The 21333-nt window shown below is 59.8% G+C and carries 21 protein-coding genes; 9 read left to right on the top strand and 12 right to left on the bottom strand.

All coding sequences use genetic code 11. The annotated features are described in order from the left end of the window. Positions 1-174: 174 nt before the first annotated feature. Positions 175-420, bottom strand: coding sequence for a glutaredoxin (locus DW037_RS09570; RefSeq protein WP_117630056.1), 246 nt, complete (start codon positions 418-420; stop codon positions 175-177). 52 nt (positions 421-472) lie between these two features. Beyond that, the gene (locus DW037_RS10635) at positions 473-1300 is read right to left on the bottom strand and encodes a TipAS antibiotic-recognition domain-containing protein (protein WP_117757265.1); all 828 of its coding nucleotides are present in this window, start codon (positions 1298-1300) and stop codon (positions 473-475) included. A 140-nt stretch (positions 1301-1440) separates the two neighbouring features. Here DW037_RS10635 and DW037_RS09560 point away from each other — a divergent pair, with 140 nt between their 5' ends. Further along, positions 1441-2178 carry a tRNA (N6-threonylcarbamoyladenosine(37)-N6)-methyltransferase TrmO gene (locus DW037_RS09560; protein ID WP_233505724.1) on the top strand — a complete coding sequence of 246 codons (738 nt, stop codon included), beginning with the start codon at positions 1441-1443 and terminating at the stop codon, positions 2176-2178. Positions 2179-2290: 112 nt separating this feature from the next. Further along, entirely contained in the window at positions 2291-3502 is a 1212-nt protein-coding gene (locus DW037_RS09555; protein WP_117630054.1) for a MalY/PatB family protein, read from the top strand. 97 nt (positions 3503-3599) lie between these two features. On the opposite strand, the gene DW037_RS09550 is transcribed toward DW037_RS09555, so the two are convergent. Both DW037_RS09550 and DW037_RS09545 read right to left on the bottom strand, forming a co-directional pair. Further along, positions 3600-4079 (bottom strand): pyridoxamine 5'-phosphate oxidase family protein, encoded by a 480-nt coding sequence (locus DW037_RS09550; RefSeq protein WP_117630053.1) that lies wholly within the window; start codon positions 4077-4079, stop codon positions 3600-3602. A gap of 42 nt (positions 4080-4121) precedes the next feature. Next, the gene (locus DW037_RS09545; protein WP_118373226.1) at positions 4122-6926 is read right to left on the bottom strand and encodes a transporter substrate-binding domain-containing protein; all 2805 of its coding nucleotides are present in this window, start codon (positions 6924-6926) and stop codon (positions 4122-4124) included. Between the two features lie 211 nt (positions 6927-7137). On the opposite strand from DW037_RS09545, the gene DW037_RS09540 reads away from it, so the two are divergent. From DW037_RS09540 to DW037_RS09530, 3 genes are all read left to right on the top strand, one after another. Continuing rightward, a complete protein-coding gene (locus tag DW037_RS09540; RefSeq protein WP_055252221.1) occupies positions 7138-7563 on the top strand; it encodes a potassium channel family protein in 426 nt (141 codons plus the stop codon). Positions 7564-7599: 36 nt separating this feature from the next. Beyond that, positions 7600-8133 (top strand): TIGR00730 family Rossman fold protein, encoded by a 534-nt coding sequence (locus DW037_RS09535; protein ID WP_117582834.1) that lies wholly within the window; start codon positions 7600-7602, stop codon positions 8131-8133. Between the two features lie 125 nt (positions 8134-8258). After that, positions 8259-9557: a chloride channel protein gene (locus DW037_RS09530; RefSeq protein ID WP_117630051.1), complete on the top strand. Its 1299-nt coding sequence runs from the start codon at positions 8259-8261 to the stop codon at positions 9555-9557. Between the two features lie 87 nt (positions 9558-9644). On the opposite strand, the gene DW037_RS09525 is transcribed toward DW037_RS09530, so the two are convergent. Genes DW037_RS09525 through DW037_RS09515 form a run of 3 tightly spaced genes read right to left on the bottom strand, consistent with a single transcriptional unit; the run spans position 9645 to position 11625 of the window. Beyond that, positions 9645-10343 carry an ABC-2 transporter permease gene (locus DW037_RS09525; protein ID WP_117630050.1) on the bottom strand — a complete coding sequence of 233 codons (699 nt, stop codon included), beginning with the start codon at positions 10341-10343 and terminating at the stop codon, positions 9645-9647. Next, entirely contained in the window at positions 10340-11221 is an 882-nt protein-coding gene (locus DW037_RS09520; protein ID WP_117786914.1) for an ABC transporter ATP-binding protein, read from the bottom strand. The genes DW037_RS09525 and DW037_RS09520 overlap by 4 nt, the downstream gene beginning before the upstream one ends. A gap of 23 nt (positions 11222-11244) precedes the next feature. Then, the gene (locus DW037_RS09515; protein ID WP_055252216.1) at positions 11245-11625 is read right to left on the bottom strand and encodes a GntR family transcriptional regulator; all 381 of its coding nucleotides are present in this window, start codon (positions 11623-11625) and stop codon (positions 11245-11247) included. Between the two features lie 559 nt (positions 11626-12184). Here DW037_RS09515 and DW037_RS09510 point away from each other — a divergent pair. The 3 genes from DW037_RS09510 to DW037_RS09500 all read left to right on the top strand — a co-directional run bounded on the left by DW037_RS09510 (position 12185) and on the right by DW037_RS09500 (position 15367). Next, on the top strand, positions 12185-13798 hold the full coding sequence (locus DW037_RS09510) for a peptide chain release factor 3 (protein ID WP_055286676.1): 1614 nt from the start codon (positions 12185-12187) through the stop codon (positions 13796-13798). A gap of 156 nt (positions 13799-13954) precedes the next feature. Then, the gene (locus DW037_RS09505) at positions 13955-14677 is read left to right on the top strand and encodes a VUT family protein (protein ID WP_233503106.1); all 723 of its coding nucleotides are present in this window, start codon (positions 13955-13957) and stop codon (positions 14675-14677) included. A gap of 9 nt (positions 14678-14686) precedes the next feature. After that, a complete protein-coding gene (locus DW037_RS09500) occupies positions 14687-15367 on the top strand; it encodes an SDR family NAD(P)-dependent oxidoreductase (RefSeq protein ID WP_117630049.1) in 681 nt (226 codons plus the stop codon). Between the two features lie 50 nt (positions 15368-15417). Here the strand turns inward: DW037_RS09500 and DW037_RS09495 are convergent, their stop codons facing one another. Continuing rightward, positions 15418-16143, bottom strand: coding sequence for a uracil-DNA glycosylase (locus DW037_RS09495; RefSeq protein ID WP_117630048.1), 726 nt, complete (start codon positions 16141-16143; stop codon positions 15418-15420). Between the two features lie 88 nt (positions 16144-16231). Then, positions 16232-17134, bottom strand: a complete 903-nt coding sequence (locus DW037_RS09490; RefSeq protein ID WP_117630047.1) for a DMT family transporter — start codon at positions 17132-17134, stop codon at positions 16232-16234. A 158-nt stretch (positions 17135-17292) separates the two neighbouring features. On the opposite strand from DW037_RS09490, the gene DW037_RS09485 reads away from it, so the two are divergent. Next, a complete protein-coding gene (locus DW037_RS09485) occupies positions 17293-18159 on the top strand; it encodes a LysR family transcriptional regulator (protein WP_117630046.1) in 867 nt (288 codons plus the stop codon). A gap of 27 nt (positions 18160-18186) precedes the next feature. On the opposite strand, the gene DW037_RS09480 is transcribed toward DW037_RS09485, so the two are convergent. From DW037_RS09480 to DW037_RS10810, 3 genes are all read right to left on the bottom strand, one after another. Then, positions 18187-19569, bottom strand: coding sequence for an MATE family efflux transporter (locus tag DW037_RS09480; protein ID WP_117630045.1), 1383 nt, complete (start codon positions 19567-19569; stop codon positions 18187-18189). Positions 19570-19980: 411 nt separating this feature from the next. Next, positions 19981-20364 (bottom strand): transposase, encoded by a 384-nt coding sequence (locus tag DW037_RS10815; RefSeq protein WP_233505723.1) that lies wholly within the window; start codon positions 20362-20364, stop codon positions 19981-19983. Positions 20365-20548: 184 nt separating this feature from the next. After that, positions 20549-21094 (bottom strand): transposase, encoded by a 546-nt coding sequence (locus DW037_RS10810; protein WP_233505722.1) that lies wholly within the window; start codon positions 21092-21094, stop codon positions 20549-20551. Between the last annotated feature and the right edge of the window lie 239 nt (positions 21095-21333).

Genomic DNA, 21333 nt, shown 5'->3' with positions numbered 1-21333 from the left:
CTACCGGGAGTAGCCCCGACGGTTGACAAAACTATAGGAACACCCAATGACTAGATTGAAAAGCTGTACGTCAGCATCCAAAGATGTCGGAAAATGTCGACTTTGGATGCTGGCGTACATGTTTGGTTCGTATGGGTTCGGCTCGGTTGGCGCGAACTGGCCGCAGTGCGCGTGCTAGAGCAGGTTCTTCTGCACCCACGCGATGATGTCGCCCGACTCGTAGAGCGGCGCGCCGTCAATGAACAGGCAGGGAACCTGGCGTTTTCCGCCGACGGCGATGAGCGTCTGCTCGGCATCGGGGTCAGTCGAGATATTGCGTTCGGGAATGGTCACGCCGTTATCGGCCAAAAAGCGCTTGACCTTTATGCAATACGGGCAGCCAGTCATAACGTAGAGCGCGAGTTCATGATCAGTAGCCATGGTGTCTCCAATCGGTTGCGGTTTTGATTGAAATACCCAAAGCCGCCGCAATCTATGCGCGGGCCAGCGACGACTCGATGGCCTGTACCAGAAACGCCGTAGCTCCGGTGCCGCAGGGCTTGTCGTAGTAGTCAACAAAGCGCTGATCGGCAAGATAGCCGTGGGCGAGGCCCAGGTATGCTTCGTCTTGGGGTTCGTGTCCCCAGTTAAGGCCAATCCATCGACGGTGCATTGCGACAAGCTTGCGCGCCTCGCTTCCATCCGGTTCGCCGTCGCCCATGGCGATCGAGAGCTGGCCCAGAATAGCGCGTTCGAGTTCCTTCATGTCGTTCCATGTCTCGGGGTCCATGTCCAGCAGTGCCTCGTTTGCTGCATCGACGGCCTCGTCGCCATAGCGCGCCCGCGCCTCGGCACCGTAGCGCTCCTCGTTTTCCTGCACGGTGCGCCAGCGCTCCAATTGCGGCAGCACGGCGCCCATGAGAGAGACGGCTTCGTCGAGCGACATACCGGTGTTTTGTGCCAGGCGCGGGGCGCAATCCTCAATCATGGCCTCCATCGTGGTCTCGTAGGTGTACTTGCCGTGGTCGTAGCACCACTTGCAGTAATGGTCGGTCGTTGCGCCGTGAGCATCGGTGCCGCAGTCGTCGGGCGTGAGTATCATGCCGCAGCTCTGGCAATAGTGCTCGGGCATTTCGAGCAGGTGGGACAGCGGTTCTCCGGTTATGGCGGCAATGAGCTTCATCATGTCGATGCCCGGCGTGACTTCGCCGCGTTCCCAACGGCTGACGGCTTGGCGTGTGACGAAGAGCTTGGCGGCGAGTTGCTCTTGGGTGAGATTGTTGTCGCGGCGGATGGCGATGAGCTTTTCTGCAAAGGCCATGACGGCTCCTTTCTGCTGTTTGTTGCTTTAAGCATACGCGGCGGCCGGCACCCTTCCAAGCAACCGTTGGTTGCACGACGGGGACCGCGGCGAAGAATTGCGCGCAACACCCCACGCCTCCATGCCGTACAATGACCGGCATGGAACCTATTGCACACATACATACCGACCTGCCGCAGAAGTTCGGCATCCCACGCAACAGCTTTTTGGCGCCCCATCTGCAGGGACGCATCGTCTTTGAGCCGGAATTTGCCTCCAACGCTGCAGTTGAGGGTCTGGACTCCTTCTCTCACCTATGGCTGCTCTGGCGCTTCGAAAACGGAACGCCCGGCGGCACGGCTAAGGACATAGCCGCCGATGCCAAAACGCAGGACAGGTCCGGCACCAACGCAAAATGGTCGAAAACCGTGCGCCCACCGCGTCTGGGTGGAGCCGAACGCGTGGGCGTGTTTGCCACGCGCAGTCCGTTTCGCCCTAATCCCATCGGGCTCACCTGCGTCAAGCTTGATCGTGTCGAGCTCACCGACGATGGTCCCATCATCCATGTGCTGGGGGCCGACCTGCGCGACGGTACGCCCATCTACGACATTAAGCCTTACATTCCGTTTGCGGACTGTCACCCGGATGCGACGGGCGGCTGGATTGAGGACGCGCCATGGCAAGAGCTCGATGTCGAGCTCCCGCAAGCGCTGCGGGACATGGTCCCGGACACAAAGCTCCCCGGCTTGATCGAGGTGCTCCGCCAAGATCCGCGCCGTGCGGGCAGCAAACACGAGCCAAACCGCGTTTACCATTTGGCTTACGCTGGGCTTGACATATCGTTTACGGTCGACGGAACCAGGTTGACGATAACCGCCATCAACGACGCGCGAGACTAACCAGCCATTCGTCCGCACCCGTCAAATTAAGCGCCAAACTCCGCTCCAAAACCGCCCACGCTGGTGGACAATAACGCCTACCGAAACAATCCGCTTTGCACGGGAGCTCAGCATGAAATACGACTTTACCTCGCTTATCGACCGCCACGGTATGGACGCCATCGCCGTTGACTCCTGGGGAGAAATTCCCGACATGGCTCCGAACGCACCCGACGAGGGCTTCGACCGCATCCCCATGTGGGTGGCGGATATGAATTTTGCCACGGTGCCCACGGTTCAGGAACACATCATTCAGCGCGCCCAGCATCCCATGTTTGGCTATTTCAATCCGCGTGACGAGTACTTCGACCGCATCATCGAATGGCAAAGCCGTCGCAACGGCGTTGAGGGCTTGGCGCCGGAGCATATCGGCTACGAAAACGGCGTGCTGGGCGGTGTCGTGTCGACGCTGCGCGCATATGTCCAGCCGGGCGATGCGGTACTGGTCCACAGTCCCACCTACATCGGCTTTACCAAGTCTATCGAAGCCGCGGGCTATCGCATTGTCCACAGCCCGCTTAAGCTCGACGATCGGGGCGTGTGGCGCATGGACTTTGAGGACATGGAGCGAAAGCTCGCCCAAAACCACATCCATGCCGCGGTGTTCTGCTCGCCGCACAATCCCTGCGGCCGCGTATGGGGGCGCGACGAGATCGAACGTGCCATGGACATCTATCGCCAGCACGATTGCGTGGTGATCTCGGATGAGATTTGGTCCGATATCATCCTGCCGGGTCACAAGCATATCCCGACGCAGTCGGTGAGCGAGGATGCCCGCATGCGCACGGTTGCCCTCTATGCGCCCAGCAAGACGTTTAACCTGGCGGGCCTGGTCGGCAGCTACCACATCATCTATAACGAGACGCTGCGCGACCGCGTGTGCGCCGTGTCCAACAAGACGCACTACAACGAGATGAACGTCCTCTCCATGCATGCGCTTATCGGTGCCTACCAGCCGCAAGGCTACGAGTGGGTTGATGAGCTCAATGAGGTCATCGAGGGCAACGTCGACTACTTCTGCAATTACGTGGACAAGCATTTTGCGGGCGTGTCCTATTCGCGTCCGCAGGGCACCTACATGGTGTTTCTGGACTGCACCGAGTGGTGCCGCGAGCATGGCCGCGATATTCAGTGGCTGCTCGACGAGGGGGCGCGCGTGGGCGTGGGGTATCAGGACGGCCGCCCGTTCCACGGGCCCTGCCACATTCGCGTGAATCTGGCACTGCCCCTTTCGCGGGTAAAGGAGGCGTGTGAGCGCCTGGACCGCTACGTTTTTGGGGTATAGGGGGGCGCTCGATTCGAGTGCTGCCCCATGCGCCCACGCCGTCAAAATGCGTGGGCGCATGGGGCGCAGAGGGTAGCGAGCGCGTTTTTCGCATTCGCTACTTTTCCTGAATCTGCTTGCCGCAAAGATGCTCAATTGAAATCTCGTAGAGTTGGACGCCCTTGATGTCTTTGGCGATTTCTTCCTCGACTTCTTCGGCAGAAGGGTAGTACTTAAGCGCGAGCTGGCGGACTTTGTCCTCGATAAACGCAGGCGCTTCATCTACCAGGCGGCAACGGCCAAAGACCACAGTGCTCATGACGTAAGGAGCCCAGTCGCCGTCCTTGTACCACTCGTTGCCGTAAACGGTAAAGCAGACTTTATCGTCACGCCTGAGCGAATCGACCTTGTGGCCGGCCTTGGCGCCATGGAAATAAATCTTGTCGTGCTCGGCGTCAAAGAAGTAGTTGACGGGAATGGCATAGGGGTAGCCATCATCGCCGTTGACGGCAAAGACGCCGCGCTTACAGGTGGCGAGCAACTCGCGCGCTTCCTCGTCAGTGATGGCGCGTTTCTTTCGACGTAAGGGCCTAAACATCGTTGGCTTCCTTTCTGGCTGTGCATGGTGGTTAAACGCAAACTATAGCGAAACAGTTCCGTTTTTCTTGATGCGGGCGAGTATGTTTTTGAGCTTGTTAAAGTCGAGCGGTTTGGGCAGATGGGCGTTCATACCGGCATCGTGTGCCGCCTTGGCGTCCTCGTTGAAGGCGTTGGCAGTGAGCGCGATGATGGGGATGTCGGCTGCATCGGCCTTTTCGCTCAGGCGAATCGCGCGGGTTGCCTCGTAGCCATCCATGCCCGGCATCATGATGTCCATCAGGATTGCATCGAAGCTGCCGGCGGGACGGCTAACGTATAGGTCGACTGTCTCGTTGCCGTCGGCGGCGCGAGTCACGACGATGCCTTCGCTTTCGAGCAGAGCTTGGGCAATCTCGGCATTGAGTTCGTTATCTTCTGCCAAAAGGACGTTCATGCCGGCGAGCGAGCAGCTGCTTACCTGCGCGTCTGCACATTCTTTTATCTGAGGGTTCTTGTCGATATCGAGCGGAATCCGGACGTCAAACGTACTCCCCACGCCAACCTCACTCGAAATCTCAATCGTGCCGCCCATCATATCGATGAGCGATTTGACGATAGACATGCCAATGCCGGTTCCTTGGAACTTGCTGCGCGCATCGGCGCCTTCCTGGGCAAACGGCTCGTAAATGTGCGTCAAAAACTCGGGCGTCATACCAATGCCGGTATCCGAGACGCTAAAGCAAAACACGGCGTGCTCGTCGTCGACCGGTTTGATGGTCGATGAGAACGTGACGGTGCCTCCGTGCTTGTTGTACTTGATGCTGTTGTCGAGCAGGTTGACAAGGATCTGCCGAATATGGGTGGGGCTGCCGATCATATATTGGTCGACAGCGTAGGGCTCGCTGGTGTCGAGCATGGTTATGCCGCGGTCCGATGCGCGGAGCTTGCACAGTACGAGCGCATTGTCGCACAGCTCTTTAAGGTTGAATGATTCGTGCTCGAGCGTCACTTTGCACTCCTCGATCCTGCCCATCTCGAGGATGTCGTTAATCAGTGACAGCAGGTGATTGGCGGCAACGCGCGCCTTGGCGCGGCTTTCGCGGGCGACCTGCATGTCGCCTTCTCTCAATTCCTCAATTTCGATAAGGCCTAGGATGCCGTTGAGCGGCGTGCGGATGTCGTGGCTCATGCGCGTGAGGAAAGCGGTTTTGGCGGCGTTGGCGGCATCGGCTTTCTGCCGTTCCTCCTGTGCGCGGTAAAGCGACCAGACAAGGATGACGATGCCGGTGAGCAAAATGCAAATGACGACTGCCGCAATGACGATGCGGTTGCGGTAGAGAAGTCGGAACGCATCCGATTCTTGCGCCGAGTACGATGTGGGGAAATAGCTGTTTGCAGAGAGCGATTCACCTGCATTGACGATGCCCTTATTGATGATTCCCAGCAGCTCGGGCTTGCCGCGCGAAATTAAACACGATAGTTGTGCCGTGTTGGTGAGTTCCTGTGTTTCGAAATCCTCGATGTCGTAGATGTCGCGGAGAGTTTCCAGGCGCGTGCTGGGGACAATGATGCAACGTGCCTTCCCCTCATCGAGGGCTTTGAGCACCTCGCCGTCATTCGAATACTCGGTTACCGTTGCGTTCGGAAAGAGACTTTCGAGCTCAAAACGGTTAACGATTGTGCTCTTTGTACAAGCGATGTTCTTAAGGTCGCTGTTCAGGTTTTTGCCACTGTGAATGGCGGTCAGCGAAACCGTTCCCATCGAGTTTGACTGGATGACCCCTGTCTGCTCGGCGAGCCAGTAGTCGCGAAACAACGGCAGGGCGACATCGATGGTTCCGTTGGAAAGGGCTTTGATCATTTGCTTGTTGTTCGAGAGTGCGATTGTTTTGACCGTAATGTCAAACTTGTCGTGCAACGTCGTTGCAAGCGAGGCGAGCGACCCTTCCATCTCGCCGTCGTCATTTTGCGTACAGTAGGGAAGTTGGTTTTTAAGATAGCCGAGCGTGATGGTATTGCCGTTTTCTTTGAGCCAGGTGGTCTCGGTGCCGGTGAGCGATGACGAGCCACTGTTTTGGGTCGAGTAACTCGTTTTGACTTCCTCGTTATAGCGCGGGTTATCGCGGGCGATGGTCGTCATGGCGGCGTTGATGTCGTTCATCAGGTCAGGGCGGCTTTTGGGAACGGCAAAATAGTAGTCGCTCGAGCCTACGTAGAACATGGGTGACGCATCGGGCGACGAAATGGTGTCGTTCATGATGACGGCGTCGACCTCGCCGTCTGCAAGCGCCTCAAAGAGGGCGCTGCCGGTGTCGATTTCTTTATAGGTGCAGGTAACGTCTTCGTTGGCGAGCCACTGCTGGCCGACGATAGTTTGCATAACGCCAGAGTTGCAGCCGATGGTGAGGCCTTGGAGCGCCTGAGGGTCACCCTTGGCCAGATCGTCGCGGTCGGGCCTGGCGTAGATATAGTAGCGCTCGGTGCCCTCGGGATTTGAGGAAAAGAGCAGCTTCTGCTCGCGTTCTGCCGAATACGAGATGTTGGGCATGAGGTCGATTTCGCCCGCCTCGAGCATGTCCATAAGCTCGGAGAAGGTGCCGCTAACGTATTCGTATTGCCAGCCCTTTGTGTAATACGAGAGGGTCTGGAGGTACTCGTAGCCCCATCCCGAGAGGCGCTCGCCCGGCGTGCCTTCCTGGAAGCCTTTGTTGTTGACGAGCCAGCCAACGCGGACCGTCTTGACCTGGTGGTCGGAGTCGGCGGCAAAGGCGGGGGCAGGCATGACGGCGCTCAGTACGGTGAGTACGGCAACCGCAACGGCTAGGGTGCGATATAGAGCCAAACGAAGGATGGCGGAAGGTTTCACATGAAATCCTATCGAGTCGAGACAGTATCACATAAGGATACCAGCTCAACCTGCCCACTCAGCCACCGCACCGCTAAACGGTCAGGTAGTCATTGGGGACGTTCTTGTTTGACTAGTCATTTAAGAACGTCCAATGACTAGTTCCGTTTGCGGGGGAGGCGTGGGACAATACCGAGCGAATGTGATTGGGCGTCTGGGAAAAGGGGTCGCGATGAACAAGTTGAGGACGCTTGCCGACGTGTTGCGCCAGGCTGGCTTTGCGCGCATCACGGGCCTGTTTCTTGTGTTCTATCTGCTGTGCTCGACGGCCGTCTGGCTGTCCGAGCCCACGACCCTCACCTTTGGCGATGGACTTTGGTTTAGCTTTGAGACGGTCTCGACCATCGGCTTTGGTGACATTCCGGCCGAGACACCGGTTGCCCGCGCGATTACCGTCGTCTTGAGCGTCATCAGCATCTTCTACATCGCCATGCTTACGGGCGTGGCGGTGAACTACTGCAATACGCTCATCAAGATGCGCCAAAAGGACACCATGGCGCGCTTTATGGACGATCTTGAGCATTTGGAAGAGCTCGATCGTGACGAGCTCGCCGATCTTTCGCGTCGCGTGCGCGAGTATCGTCGACGCCAGCGCTAGAACGGGCGCCGTGCGTCACGATGAGGGGGACTGAATATGAATATCACCGTGTATCTGGGTGCCAGCGTCGGTAATGACCCGGCGTTTCTGCCCGCGGTGCAGGAGCTGGGCAACTGGATTGGCGCTAACGGACACGCGTTGGTATACGGCGGGTCCAAGTCGGGCTTGATGGGCGCGCTCGCCGATAGCGTGCTCGATGCCGGTGGACACGTGACGGGCGTGGAGCCGAGCTTTTTTATCGAGGCCGAGTTTCAGCACGATGGCATCGACGACCTCATCGTGACGAGCGACATGGCCGAGCGCAAGGCCAAGATGATCGAGCTTGGTGATGCCTTCATTGCCTTTCCCGGCGGGACGGGTACGCTCGAGGAGATTGCCGAGGTCATGTCGGCCGTGTCGCTGGGGCATCTGAGCGCGCCGTGCATCCTGTATAACCTGGACGGTTACTACAACGATCTCAAGGCGCTGCTCGGACGCATGATTGATAAAGGGCTTTCGAGCCCGAGGCGCCAGCACGGCATCTACTTTGCCGACGATTTGCGCGAGATTGCCTCGATTATCAACGGATAAGTCTTGAGCCTGCCCCACTATGACTCCCAATGGTGCCGTTTGCGGCGCAGACGGTTGGCTCGTTCGGGTAACGCTCGCTCTACAATAAAACGTATCTTTGCCGAATTTGACCACGGGAGGTCCCGATGGATAGTCTTGCAAAACCCAAAAACCGTGCGCTGTTTTTAGTTAGCGTTGCCGTGACCGGTGCGTTCGCAGGCGCCGCGGTCTGGCTGTTCTTTTTTGCGATGGAGCACGGTGTCGACTATCTATGGACCGAGATTCCGCACGCGCTGGGCGTCGCTTCGCCTGAGCTCGCGAGCGGCCCGTTCGGTTTTCTGCCGTACCCGTTTTTTGTCTGCTTGCTGGGCGGCCTGCTGATCGGTCTGTACGAAAAGATTACGGGCACCAAGACCGATGACCTCAACCAGGTGATGGCCAAGGTTAAACAAGACGGTCGCTACCCGTACGACAACCTCGGCAAGCTTTCGCTTGCGGCATTGCTGCCGCTGCTGTTTGGCGGAAGTATTGGACCGGAGGCCGGCCTGACCGGAGTTATCGCGGGTCTGTGCAGCTGGGTCGGCGACCGCATGCGTCGCTTTGGCGCCGAGTTTAGGGAGCTCACGCTGCTGGGCACCCAGGCTGCCCTGACGGCGCTCTTTACCGCGCCCGTGTTTGGCTTTGTGGCGCCGCTCGCCGGTAGCGCCGACGGCCAGGGCGCTGGCGAGGACTCCGCGTCCGATGAGATCACCATCAAGCTGCCCAAGGCGCAAAAGACCGTGGTCTACGGCATCGCGATTGCCGGCGGTCTGGGCACCTATCTGCTGCTCGGCCAGCTTATGGGCGGCGGCATGGGCATGCCCAGGTTCGAGGCCGCCCAGGTGGGTAACCTGGAACTTGTCTGGCTCATTCCGCTGGCGTTGGTCGGCACCGTATGCGGTTGGCTGTACTTTGTCTCTGAGCATGCAAGTGAGGCGCTGTCCCATGCAATAGGGGAGCGCCCCGTCGTCAAGGCCATGCTGGCTGGTCTGGCGGTCGCCATCTGCGGCACAGTTCTGCCTTATACCATGTTTGCCGGTGAGACCCAGGCCGACGTACTTATGGAGACCTACCTCACCATCCCCGCCGGTGTGCTCATCGCGACCGGTCTTCTCAAGGCCATGCTGACACCCGCCCTCATCAACATGGGCTGGCGCGGCGGCCACTTCTTCCCGGTTATCTTCTCGGGCGTAAGCCTGGGCTACGGCCTTGCCATCCTGACGGGCGCCGATCCGGTCTTTTGCGTCGCCGTCTGCACGGCCTCGACGATGGGCGCCGTCATGCGCCAGCCGGTCATGGTCGTGGGCTTGCTGCTCATGTGTTTTCCGCTTAAAGGCATCGTCTGCATGATCATCGCCGCAGTCATTGCGGCAGGCATTCCGCTGCCCAAGCCGCTGCGCAAGTAGCACGATAGCGCGTGCCGGGGATATACCATTTGTCACGGATTTGCGGGGGGGGGCGATCGCGTCCTTCGTGGATTGAGACTCGCGTGCCTACAGGTCGTGTACTCGATAAACCTTGGTGCTGACGGTGCAGCTGATTGCGCATAGCGCGAGGGCCAGCACGGCAATTCCTGCGCACAGACAGCCCAGAACGGCGGGATCGGGATTCGCCCCAGCAATCGACATGAGCCAGTTGCTGATGGGGTTGGAGGAGCTCAGTGTGGCCATGGCAAGGCATCCGAGCAGGGCAAACAGGCCGACGGAAAGGCGCAGCGCCTCCATGTGTCCAAATCGAAAGAACAGCGGCTGTGCCAGAAACACCATCATGAGGGAAATGAGCATGGACGCGGTCGAAGCGATTGCGGTCTCAAAGACGGTCTGTCCCGTCGAGGGGATACCCACGCTGTTGAAGAGCGGGATGGAGACGATGCTCAGAAGCGCGGCGGCGCACGCCATGACGGCCGAGAAGACAATGATGCTCAGGTAGCGTGCACAGATGATGTCTTTGCGCGAGAGGGGCAGCGTTGCCCGATAGCGCTCCCATCCGTTTTGATTGTCGTAGCCGGCCAGCGAGTTCATGACCACGATGGGCGACATGGCACTGACCGCACAGGCGCCGGCGCTCATACTGGCATCGCCATCCGATGCGTTGGCGAGGGTCAGTACGACGAAGATGAACAGGCCGACGCCCGCGATGCTCGGGACAAGCGTGCGGACGATGGCGAGCTCAGACATAAAGGCGCGTTTCATTTCGAAGCCCCTTTCAGCATGAGGCGAAGATAGTCATCAATTGTTGCCCGGTCGCAGGGAATCTCGGGGAAGGCCTCGAGCGCCTCGCGACGGTTGGGCACGAGCACGTCCACGCTATAGGCGTGGTGGGCGGCACGGGCGCCTTCGACGCAAGCCATGAGCTCGGACGCCTGTGCTTGGGTGCAGTGGGCGATGCCGGCTCGGTCGGTAATGTCCTCGCGCGGCAGGTCAAACACAATCGAGCCGTTATCGATGCAGATGACGCGGTCGGCAGTGCGATCGAGGTCGGATGTAATGTGGCTTGAGAGCAGCACGCTGTGCTGGCCGTCGGCGACAAAGGCAAGCAACTCGTCGAGCAGTTCCTCGCGCGCCATGGGATCGAGGCCCGCGGTGGCTTCGTCCAAAACGAGCAGCTTAGCATTGTGACTGAGTGCGCAGGCAAGCTGCAGCTTCATGCCCATGCCGCGGGAGAGGTCCTTGACCTTCGTCTTGGGATCGAGGCCAAATCGGTCGATGAATCCGGCGAACGTTTCGCAGCTCCACGTGGGGTATGCCGGGCCTACGAGCCTCTCGACCTGGCCCACCTTGAGCGTGGAGGGGAAGGGACACGTGTCCAGGACAAGCCCGATGCGGGAGCGCAGGTGGCGCTGCGTCTCGTCGGGCGCGTTGGCGTCGCAGCGCTGTCCAAGCAGATGCACCTCGCCGGCATCGAGCTTTATAAGCCCAAGCGCGGCGCGAATGGTCGTCGTCTTGCCGGCGCCATTTGCGCCCACAAAGCCAACGATCTGGCCGGGCTCCACGGCGAGTGTGACCACTCGCAACGAAAAACGGTCGCTCACACGGCGTGAGATGCCTTTGAGTTCTAAAAGGTTTTGCATGGTATAGCCTTTCTTGCAGATGGCTACTGCATGGTTTCGGGGGCTACCAGGTCGAGCATCTCGTGCAGCTTGTCGCGCGTAACGCCCAGGGCTTCGGCTTGGCTCGCCGCTTTCGCAAGCAGTTCTTCGATATGGCAGAGCTGGTTTTCGCGCAAGAGCTCCTGGTTGCCCTCGGCGACAAAACAGCCCTTGCCCTGCACGGTGCAGATGAAGCCGAGTTGCTCCAGGTCGGCGTAGGCGCGCTTGGTGGTGATGACACTCACGCCAAGATCGCTCGCGAGTGCACGGATACTGGGGAGTTTGGCTCCCGCCGCGAGCGTGCCCGAAAGGATCTGAGCTTTGACTTGCGAGGCTATTTGCTCGTAGATGGGCTTGTCGCTCGAATTGGATAGGATAATGTCCACAGCGGCTCCTTAGCTGTTGGGCTACACGTGTATATAACCGGTAAGCACAGTATATATACACTATGCACAGTTATGCAAGAAGAAATGTAGGCTCGCCTGTCTCTTCGTTCGTTTGTCTCGATCTGTAACATCTGGAGCCGATTTTGGTGTCTACCTGTTACAGATTGAGACAGTCCCGACCTTCCTGCTCGTTCATCTCAATCTGTAACACTAAGGCCCGTTTTTGGTGGCTAGATGTTACAGATTGAGACATTGGTCGCCCGCCTGCGCGTTTATCTCGATCTGTAACAGGTAGAGGCTCAAAACCCGTCTATCTGTTACAGATTGAGACGAGATTGAGACGGTGTCGATCTTCCCAGCCGTTTATCTAGATCTGTAACATCTGGAGCCGATTTTGGCGGCTAGATGTTACAGATCGAGACAATCCTTGAGGCGGCTGCCCGGTGCACAGCGAGCTCGGCTAATGAATTTGTCCTGATAGGTGCCCTATGGCGGGATTTGGCGGCTACAATAATGCGGTTACAACGACGTAATGCACTCAATGCAAGAAAGGATCCGCATGGCAAGCCTGTCGGATGAAATCTCGTCGCGCCGCACATTCGCGATCATCAGCCACCCGGACGCCGGTAAGACCACGCTTACCGAGAAGCTGCTGCTCTATACCGGCAGCATCCAGACCGCCGGCTCGGTCAAGGGCAAGAGCTCGGCTAAGCACGCCGTCTCGGACTGGATGGACATCGAGAAGGAGCGCGGCATTTCCGTTACCTCCTCGGTGCTGCAGTTCACCTATAATGGCGCCTGCGTCAACATCCTCGATACCCCCGGCCACCAGGACTTCTCGGAGGATACCTACCGTACCCTTATGGCCGCCGACGCCGCAGTCATGGTCATCGACGGCGCCAAGGGCGTCGAGGCCCAGACCAAAAAGCTCTTTAAGGTCTGTACGCTGCGTCACATTCCCATCTTCACCTTTGTGAATAAGCTCGACCACGAGGCTCGCGATCCGTTTGAGCTCATGGAAGAGATCGAGAACGTCCTGGGTATCAATACGTATCCCATGAACTGGCCGATCGGCAGCGGCCGCAACTTCCGCGGCGTGTTCGACCGTCAGACCCGTCGCGTCATTGCCTTTGAGGGCGACGGCCACGCCAACGCCACCAAGAAGGTCGCCGAGGTCGAGGCCGAGCTGGGCGATCCTTCCATGGACGAGCTTATTGGCGAAGAGAACCATAAGAACCTGATGGACGACATCGAGCTGCTCGATGGCGCCGGCGACGAGCTCGACTTGGATGCCGTGGCCTGCGGCAAGCTGAGCCCGGCGTTCTTTGGCTCGGCGCTCACCAACTTTGGCGTGGAGCCCTTCCTCAAGGAGTTCCTGCGTCTGGCCCCGACGCCGCGCGCCTATACCGATACGCTCACCAGCGAACCGGTCGATCCCTGCCGCGATGACTTTAGCGGCTTTGTGTTTAAGATCCAGGCCAATATGGACAAGAACCACCGCGACCGCATCGCCTTTGTGCGCATTTGCTCGGGCAAGTTCGAGCGTGGCATGGACGCCTTCCACGTGCAGGGCAACCGCAAGCTCAAGCTTGCCACGGGCACGTCGATGATGGCCGATGACCGCGCCATCGTGGACGAGGCGTACGCGGGCGATATCGTGGGCCTGTTCGATCCGGGTATCTTTAGCATCGGTGACACCGTGTGCTCCGGCAAGCGCCACGTGCAGTATCCGCAGATCCCGACGTTTGCCCCCGAGATGTTCGCTCGCATTACGCAGGTCGACACGCTCAAGCGCAAGCAGTTTGTGAAGGGCATGGAGGAGCTTGCCCAGGAGGGCGCCATCCAGATCTTCCGCGAGCTGGGTGCCGGCATGGAGAGCGTCATCGTGGGCGTGGTCGGTGTGCTGCAGTTTGAGGTACTCGAGCGCCGCCTCAAGGCCGAGTATCGTGTTGAGGTCCGTCGCCAGCCGCTGCCCTATACGGACATCCGCTGGATTCAGAACGACCCCGATACCATTGATATCCCGGGCCTTTCGCTCACGCGTGACACGCTGCGCGTCGAGGACATGCGCGGCGGTAAGCTGCTGCTGTTCACGAGCCCGTGGAACGTGGATTGGGCAACCGATCACAACCCCGATCTTATCCTGTCGGAGTTTGGCAACGTAGCCTTTTAATGCATCGGCGCGGTGGCCCTGTGGGGCTGCCGCGCCGTTTGCTTGCCTGATGCCGTGTGAGCGGCTATTATACCCATCGTCGTCTCAAGCCCGTGACGTCCGAGCAGTTCGGGTCCGATATCCTGCTCGTTAAACCTAAAACCAAAGGAGTACATAATGATCAAGAAGGTCATGGAGGACTACAAGGTCCTGTTGCGGAGCATTCCCGCGGCAACGGTTTCGCTGTTTTTCGTGAGTGTCATCATGATGAACCTGCTGGCCAACAAAGAGCTTATCAGCCTGCCGTATCTGGCACTCGATTGCGGCTTTGTGGTGAGCTGGGTTTCGTTTTTGTGCCAGGACATGATCTGCAAGCGCTTTGGCGCCAAGGCATCCATCAAAATCTCTGTCCTCGCGCTGCTGGTCAACCTGGCCGTGAGCCTGTGCTTTTGGGCGTGCTCGCTCACGCCCGGCATGTGGGGCGCTTACTACGACACGGGCATGATCGAGGTCAACACTGCCCTTAACGCCACCATTGGCGGCACCTGGTACGTGGTGCTGGGCTCTTCGCTGGCAATGCTCGTTTCTGCCGTGGTTAATTCCACGCTCAACCAGTCGCTCGGCCGTATGCTCAAAAAGAATAACTTTGCGAGCTTTGCCTTCCGCTCCTATGTGTCCACGGGTGTTGGCCAGTTTATCGACAACTTGGTCTTTGCCATTGTGGTGAGCCACACGTTCTTTGGTTGGACCTGGGTGCAGGTCCTTATGTGCTCGCTGACCGGCGCTGTTGCCGAGCTGCTGTGCGAGGTCTTTCTGAGCCCCGTGGGCTACAAGGTCGTGCGTGGCTGGGAGCGTGAGAATGTGGGCGCCGAGTACCTCGAGCGCCACGCAACCGCCTAAGGGGCAAGTATGCGGGTTTTGATCACGGGCGCTTCGGGCGGTATCGGAGCCGCGTGCGTGCAGCGCTTTTTGGACGAGGGCCACGAGGTCGTGGGCTTTGACCTGCTGCCGACGGCGGTCGAGCACGAGCGCTACCGCCATCTGATCGTTGATGTACGCGAGCCTAACTCGTTTCCAGGCGACCTTGAGCCTCAGGTAATCGTGAACGTTGCCGGTGTACAGGATTCGGCCGATGACATTGCCGCCAACCTGCGTGGCACCATCAACGTGACCGAGCGCTACGCCTTTGTGGGAGAGGGGCTTGCCGCCAAGCCAGCGCCTGCTATCCAATCCGTGGTCAATGTGGGGTCGGCGAGCGGACATACGGGATCGGAGTTTCCCGCCTATGCTGCCAGCAAGGGTGGCGTTATTGCCTACACCAAGAACCTTGCAAACCGCCTGGCGCCGCAGGCCATCGCCAACAGCGTGGACCCGGGCGGCGTTATCACGCCGCTCAACCGTTGCGTGATGGAAGACGAACACCTGTGGAACCAGATTATGGAGCTCACGCCGCTTAAACGCTGGGCCACCGCCCAAGAGATCGCCGAGTGGATCTACTTTGTGGGCGTGACCAACCGGTTTATGACCGGGCAGAGCCTGTTGATCGATGGCGGCGAGGCCGGCCGCACGCAATTTATTTGGCCCGAATAGGAAACGCGCCCGATGGAAAGCTGTCGGGCGCGTTTTTGATGTATCGATTTTTAGCCGATGCAAGTCCAGTTGACGGGGGTCGAGCCGTGCTGTTCGAGTAGCCGATTGGCGGCAGAGAAGGGGCGCGACCCCATAAAAGCGGGGAGTTCTGCCGTGGCACGGTTGGCCGAAAGCGGCGAGGGGTGCGTAGAGGCCAGACAGAACTTGCCGGTTGCCTTGCCCGCGCCGGTAGCGGCGAGCTTGCCTTCGACCATCTGCTGGGCAAAGCGGCCCCATGCCAAAAAGACTACCGGCTGGGGCAGCTGACAGCAGCGTTCGATAACGTAGTCGGTGAGCGTGCTCCAGCCCAGTTTGGCGTGCGAGTTCGCGGCATGCTCGCGCACGGTGAGCGTAGTGTTGAGGAGCAGGACGCCCTGTTGTGCCCATGGGGTTAGGTCTCCCGTGGCGGGAATGGGACAACCCAGATCGGCTTTGAGTTCCTTATAGATGTTGCGCAGGCTCGGCGGCAACTTGGTTTGCGTCGCAGGTACCGAGAACGACAGACCCATGGCCTGGTTGGGTCCGTGATAGGGGTCTTGGCCCAAGATGACAGCCTTGACCTGGTCGGCCGGCGTGTAGGCGAGGGCATTGAGGATGTCGTCTTGTGCCGGGTAGATGGTCTGCTCGGCACGCAGAAGGGCGATGCGCTCGAGCAGCTGGTTCGTAGTGTCACGTACCGACTGCGGCGCACCGCCCAACCAAGTTGCTATGTTGCGGTCGCGGGTTGCGGTGTCCATGGGGCTCCTTTATGGCAGATGCTCTGTTGGCATCTATTGTAAAGGCGCACCGGCTGCCTTTATGCCACGGCTGTATGAAGAGTGGGGCCTACGAGATGTGCTCGGGCACTCCTGCCATACGAGCGTGTCCGTGTGCGCGAAGGCGCGGAAGCTCGACGGTTGCCACCATGACGCCGGTGAGGATGAGGGCGGCGCCAAAGAAGGCGATGGGGCTCAGGACCTCGCCGACCAGGAAGAACGAGAAGACGGCGGAGCAGACCGGCTCGAGCGAGAAGGCGAAGCCGGTGGTCTCGGCAGGTACGTGGGGCTGCACGAGCGTCTGGGTGATAAAGCCGTAGGCAGAGCAGATGAGTGCGAGCGCAACGACAACGACGATCTCGTTCGGCGTGCTGGGAAGCGTGAAGCCGCCAAAGGTGTACGCGGCGATGCCCGAGAACAAGCCACCGAAGCCCAGCTGCCAAACGCCCAGAGCCAGCGGATCGACTTCTTCGACAAAGCGCTTGGCTACGATAATGTGGCCGGCATAGATAAAGGCCGAGAGCAGCATGACCATCGCGCCGGGGTTCAGGCTGGTAAAGTCGGCGCCCGAGAGCAGCAGCATGCCGCAGGTGACGATGGCGGTGCCGACGAGCACTTTGCGCTCGGGGGCGCGGCGCAGCAGGGCGGCGTTGGCAAACGGCACGATCACGACCGTCAGGCTCTGCAAAAAGCCGGCAGTGGAGGCAGAGGTGAGGCTGGAGCCCAGGCACATGCAGGTGAGCTCGGTTGCCATGATGGCGCCGATGATGGCGGCACGGACCATAAGGTCGCGGTTGATGCGGAAAGCGCGCTTGTGGAAGAGCAACAGGCAGGCCACAAAGGCGATGATGCAGCGCAACGCAACGATGCTCGTGGCGTTCATGCTGTCCATGCCGATCTTCATGAGGGGGTACGAAAAGCCCCATGCGACGGGAACGGAAAATGAGAGCGCGATTGCTTTTTTGCGATCCATGGGACTCCTTTTGTTACAGAACGGTTTCGTAAAAAGGATTCTGCTCCCAGATGTGGATGTAGTAAAGCGAATGTATTTTAAGTATGATTAAGAAATACTAATGTAAGCAGAAAAGGCCCTGGCAAAACGTTTTACGGCTACATCGATGTGGAGGCACGATGGCATCGCGGTATCAGATTGTATGTATGGTGGTCGATTGCGGCAGCCTGAAACGTGCCGCCGACGAGCTGGGCTATACGCAAAGCGCGGTGAGCCAGGCCGTCAAGGCGCTCGAGCGCGAGCTGGGCACCACGATTATCGAGCGTGGCAAGCAGGGCGTCTCGCTTACGCGCGACGGCAAACAGTATCTGCCGTATCTGCGCCAGATCGTTACGGCCGAGGCCGAGCTTGAGGGCAAGCGCCAGGAGTTGCTGGGGCTTTCGTCGACCGACATTCGCATTGCGACGTTTACCAACGTGAGTCGTACTGTGTTGCCGCGAGTGATCCGCGACTTTGGGGCCCTGCATCCGGGCGTGCGCTTTACCCTCAAGCAGGGCGATTACACGAGCAATGCCCAGTGGGTGCACGATGGCGTGGTCGACTTTTGCTTTACAGCGCGTGGATTTACCGAGGGGCTCGAGAAACGCGTGGTCTATCACGACGAGCTGGTGGCGCTGTTGCCAGCCGTCCATCCACTGGCGGCAAAGGAAAAGGTGACGCTTGCCGACCTGGCGTCCGAACCGTTTGTGCTGCTGGATGAGGGCGAACAGAGCCTGGTGCTCGATGCATTCGCGGCGCATGGGCTGTCGCCGCACGTGACGAGCGAGGTGACCGACGACTACACCATCATGGCGATGGTGGAGGAGGGCCTAGGCGTGAGCATGCTGTATCGCCGTACCGTCGAGGGCATGCAGGCCGATATTCGCGTACGTCCCATCGTGCATGCCCCCTCGCGCGACGTAGTGGCGGCCTGGCGCAGCTGGGACACCATGCCTATCGCCACGAGGCGCTTTATCGACTATATGAGCTCGCATATTGTCAATTAATGACTGGCGTGACGTTGCGCGTGGTGATTAGCGGGCTGTCGCTTTGGCTTGTGCTAGACGGTAGGTGCGTGCCGGGTGGCAGAGCAATACCGCCACGACCATAAAGAACGCCGTGGTGCCCAGGCTGATGGGGTAGACCATCATGATGTTCGCAAAGGTGCGGAAGTTCGGGAACACGCAGAAGACCCAATAGAAGCGAATACCGCAGACGCAGATCATGGTGATGAGGGCGGGCATGAGCGAGATGCCAAAGCCGCGCAGGTAACCGGACATGTTTTCGTAGAACATGCTAAAGGCGTATGCCGGGAAGATCGAGCACACGCGGATATAGCCGATCGAGACGATGTTGGGATCGCTGTTAAAGAGCGCCAGGATCTCGCGCCCCAGACCGACGATGATGACGATGGTGGTGAGCGCGACGATACCGCCTTCGACCAGGCAGACCTTGAGCGTCTTGGTGCAGCGGTCGATCTGGCGAGCGCCGTGGTTTTGTCCCACAAAGGTGGTGCAGGCCTGGCTAAAGCTGTTGAGTAGGTTGTAGCACACATACTCCAGGCTCATAGCGGCGCTGGATGCCGCCATGACCTCGGTACCCAGGCTGTTGATGGCGGACTGGATGATGATGTTGGCGACGGCAAAGACGGCGCTTTGGATGCCGGCGGGCAGGCCGATCTTGACGATGCGCTTGAGGGCGACGGGGTCTAAGCCTAAGTCGCGTGGGGTGACGCGGACGACGGAGTCGGTCTTGAGCAGGCGGATAAAGAGCGTAGCGGCGCTGACGGTGTAGGCGATGGCGGTGGCGATGGCGACGCCCGCGACGCCCCAGTGGAGTATGGGGACAAAGATGAGGTCCAGGCCAATGTTGAGGACGGTGGACACGGCAAGCGCCTGCAGCGGCATACGGGTGATGCCGACGGAACGGAAGATCGCGGCCTCAAAGTTGTAGAGCAAGATCGAAGGCATGCTGAGCAAAAAGACGCGCAGGTAGAGCGAGGCGAGCGGCATGGTTTCGGCGGGGACGTTGAGCGCGGCGAGCATGGGTTCGGCAAAGATCTCGCCCAGCGCGATGACGACAAAGCCCACGAGTGCCATAAGAATCGAGGTATGGACGGCGCGTTTGACCATGTTCTGATCGTTGCGGCCGATAGCGTTGGCGATGACCACGTTGGAGCCAAGCGACAGGCCAATAAACAGGTTGAGCATAAGACTGGTAAGCGGAACGTTGGAGCCGACCGCCGCCATGGCGAGGGTTCCCTGGTCGCCCGAGAAATTACCGATGATGACCGTGGCGATGAGGTTCGACAGCTGCTCTAAGATGCTCGTGGCGGCCACGGGGAAGGCGAACAGGGGAATATTGCGCCACAGCGAGCCGGTGGTCATGTCAATGTGCTTAGATGCGGTGTCTGCCATACGCTCTCAATCTCTAATATGCGATTCGCTAGTTATTTGCGCAGACGATAATACTCCTAATGCATCCAGTCGGCACTTAGGGACGTTCCTTTTAATATGAGCAGGACATTGTCAAGAGGCAAAATCGGGCCTGGCCCCAACGATATGGGGTCAGGCCCTCTCCCTATATCAACCCGTCCGCGGCGACCTCGGCGTGTCTTACCGACGCTCGTCTTTGCAGTTTAATATCCGCCCGTGGCGATCTCTCGCTGGGCAATCCGTTGCTACGGCTGAGGCTTCTACGTCGAACCGACAGTCTGTGCACGCGTGTGGCGCCCTGGGCGCTCGCAGAAAAGGGACCTGAGGTTCGCCTCAACGGCTTCGGATCGAACCGCTTCCGGGGTGACTGGCTTATGTGCGGGGGACCGCCCCCTACGCCTCCTCGGCCATGAGGCCGACCGCCCACACCCAGCAGGCGAGCTCGCGCGCCGTGGCGACGTTCGCCTTGTTGCCGTGGACCCCGCGCGCGAGCAGCGCCTCCCGCCTCTCGACCAGCCTCCGCACGCCCTTGGCGGCATGCCTCCGGGCGCCCCGGTCCGGGGCCTGGCCCTTGGCGAGGTCCTTCGGCCGCCCCGAGCACGTCAGGTAGTGCCACGCGGCTTCGACCAGCGTCTTCCTCAGGTGCTTGTTGCCGGCCTTGGTGATCGCGCCCCTGCGGTCGCTCTCCCCGCTGGAGTGCTCGGAGGGCGTCAGGCCGACCCACGCGGCGAACGAGCGGGCGTTCCTGAACCTGGAGAACTCGCCGGCCTCGAACACGAGGTCGGCGGCGGAAGCGGTGTCGACGCCCTTGAGGCAGCGCAGGGAGTCGACCCTCTTCCGCCACCTGGGCTTGCGGGCCTCGGCCTCGACGAGCCCCTCGAGCCTCGCCTTCTCCTCCGCCGCCCGCCTGACCGCGTCGACGTAGTAGGCGAGCGCGTCGTTGTCGGCCCCCTCCGCGAACCTAATCGACTCGATCCAGGACCAGTGCGCCCGGGTCCAGTTGCCCTTCCTGCGGCCGGTGGGCGTCCTCTCGTCGAAGACGAGCCCGTGCCTTAGCAGGAACTTGGAGAGCCGCTGCTTCGAGCGCGAGAGTGTCGTCCCTCGCGTCCTCGAGCGCCCTGGTCAGGTCGCGGGCGGCCTCGCACTCGTCGTCGGGGACCCACACCTCGACCACGTTGCCGACCGACAGCATGCGGGCGAGGAACTCGGCGTCGTTGCGGTCGTTCTTCCTGCGCCTGTCCGCGCTGGGCTTGATCATCTTCGAGACGGCGCCGACCACGCAGTCGACCCCCAGGCCGGAGAGCCTCTTCTGCAGGTCGAAGCCCGTGACCCCGGACTCGTACACGCACCTGGCCCCGGGGTCCACGGAGCGGACCCACTCCGCGACGGCGCCGGCGTCGTAGCCGAAGGTCGCGGCGCGCACCTCCCCGGTCATGACGTCGAGGGAGACGGCCTTTATCGAGCGGGCGTGGACGTCGAGGCCGACGAAGGTGGTAGTATCGAGCATGGGAGCCCCTTCCATGAATGCGGCGTGGCCGCCGCGGCTGAATTAGACACTCACCATTGTCGGCCTAATCCGCGGCCTTTCATGCAGCAGGGGCTCTCAATGTTTTTATGTCCTGCTCATATCGTCTCTGCCGGCAGCTGGGGACACTCCTTCAGACTAGTCATTGGGGACGTTCTTAAATGACTAGTCGAACAAGAACGTCCATTACAGTCGAAATTGTCAGCCCGGGACCGTCTCGG

Source organism: Collinsella sp. AF39-11AT (genome assembly GCF_003474585.1).
Taxonomy (GTDB): Bacteria; Actinomycetota; Coriobacteriia; order Coriobacteriales; family Coriobacteriaceae; genus Collinsella.
This window is presented reverse-complemented; position numbering and strand designations above follow the sequence as displayed.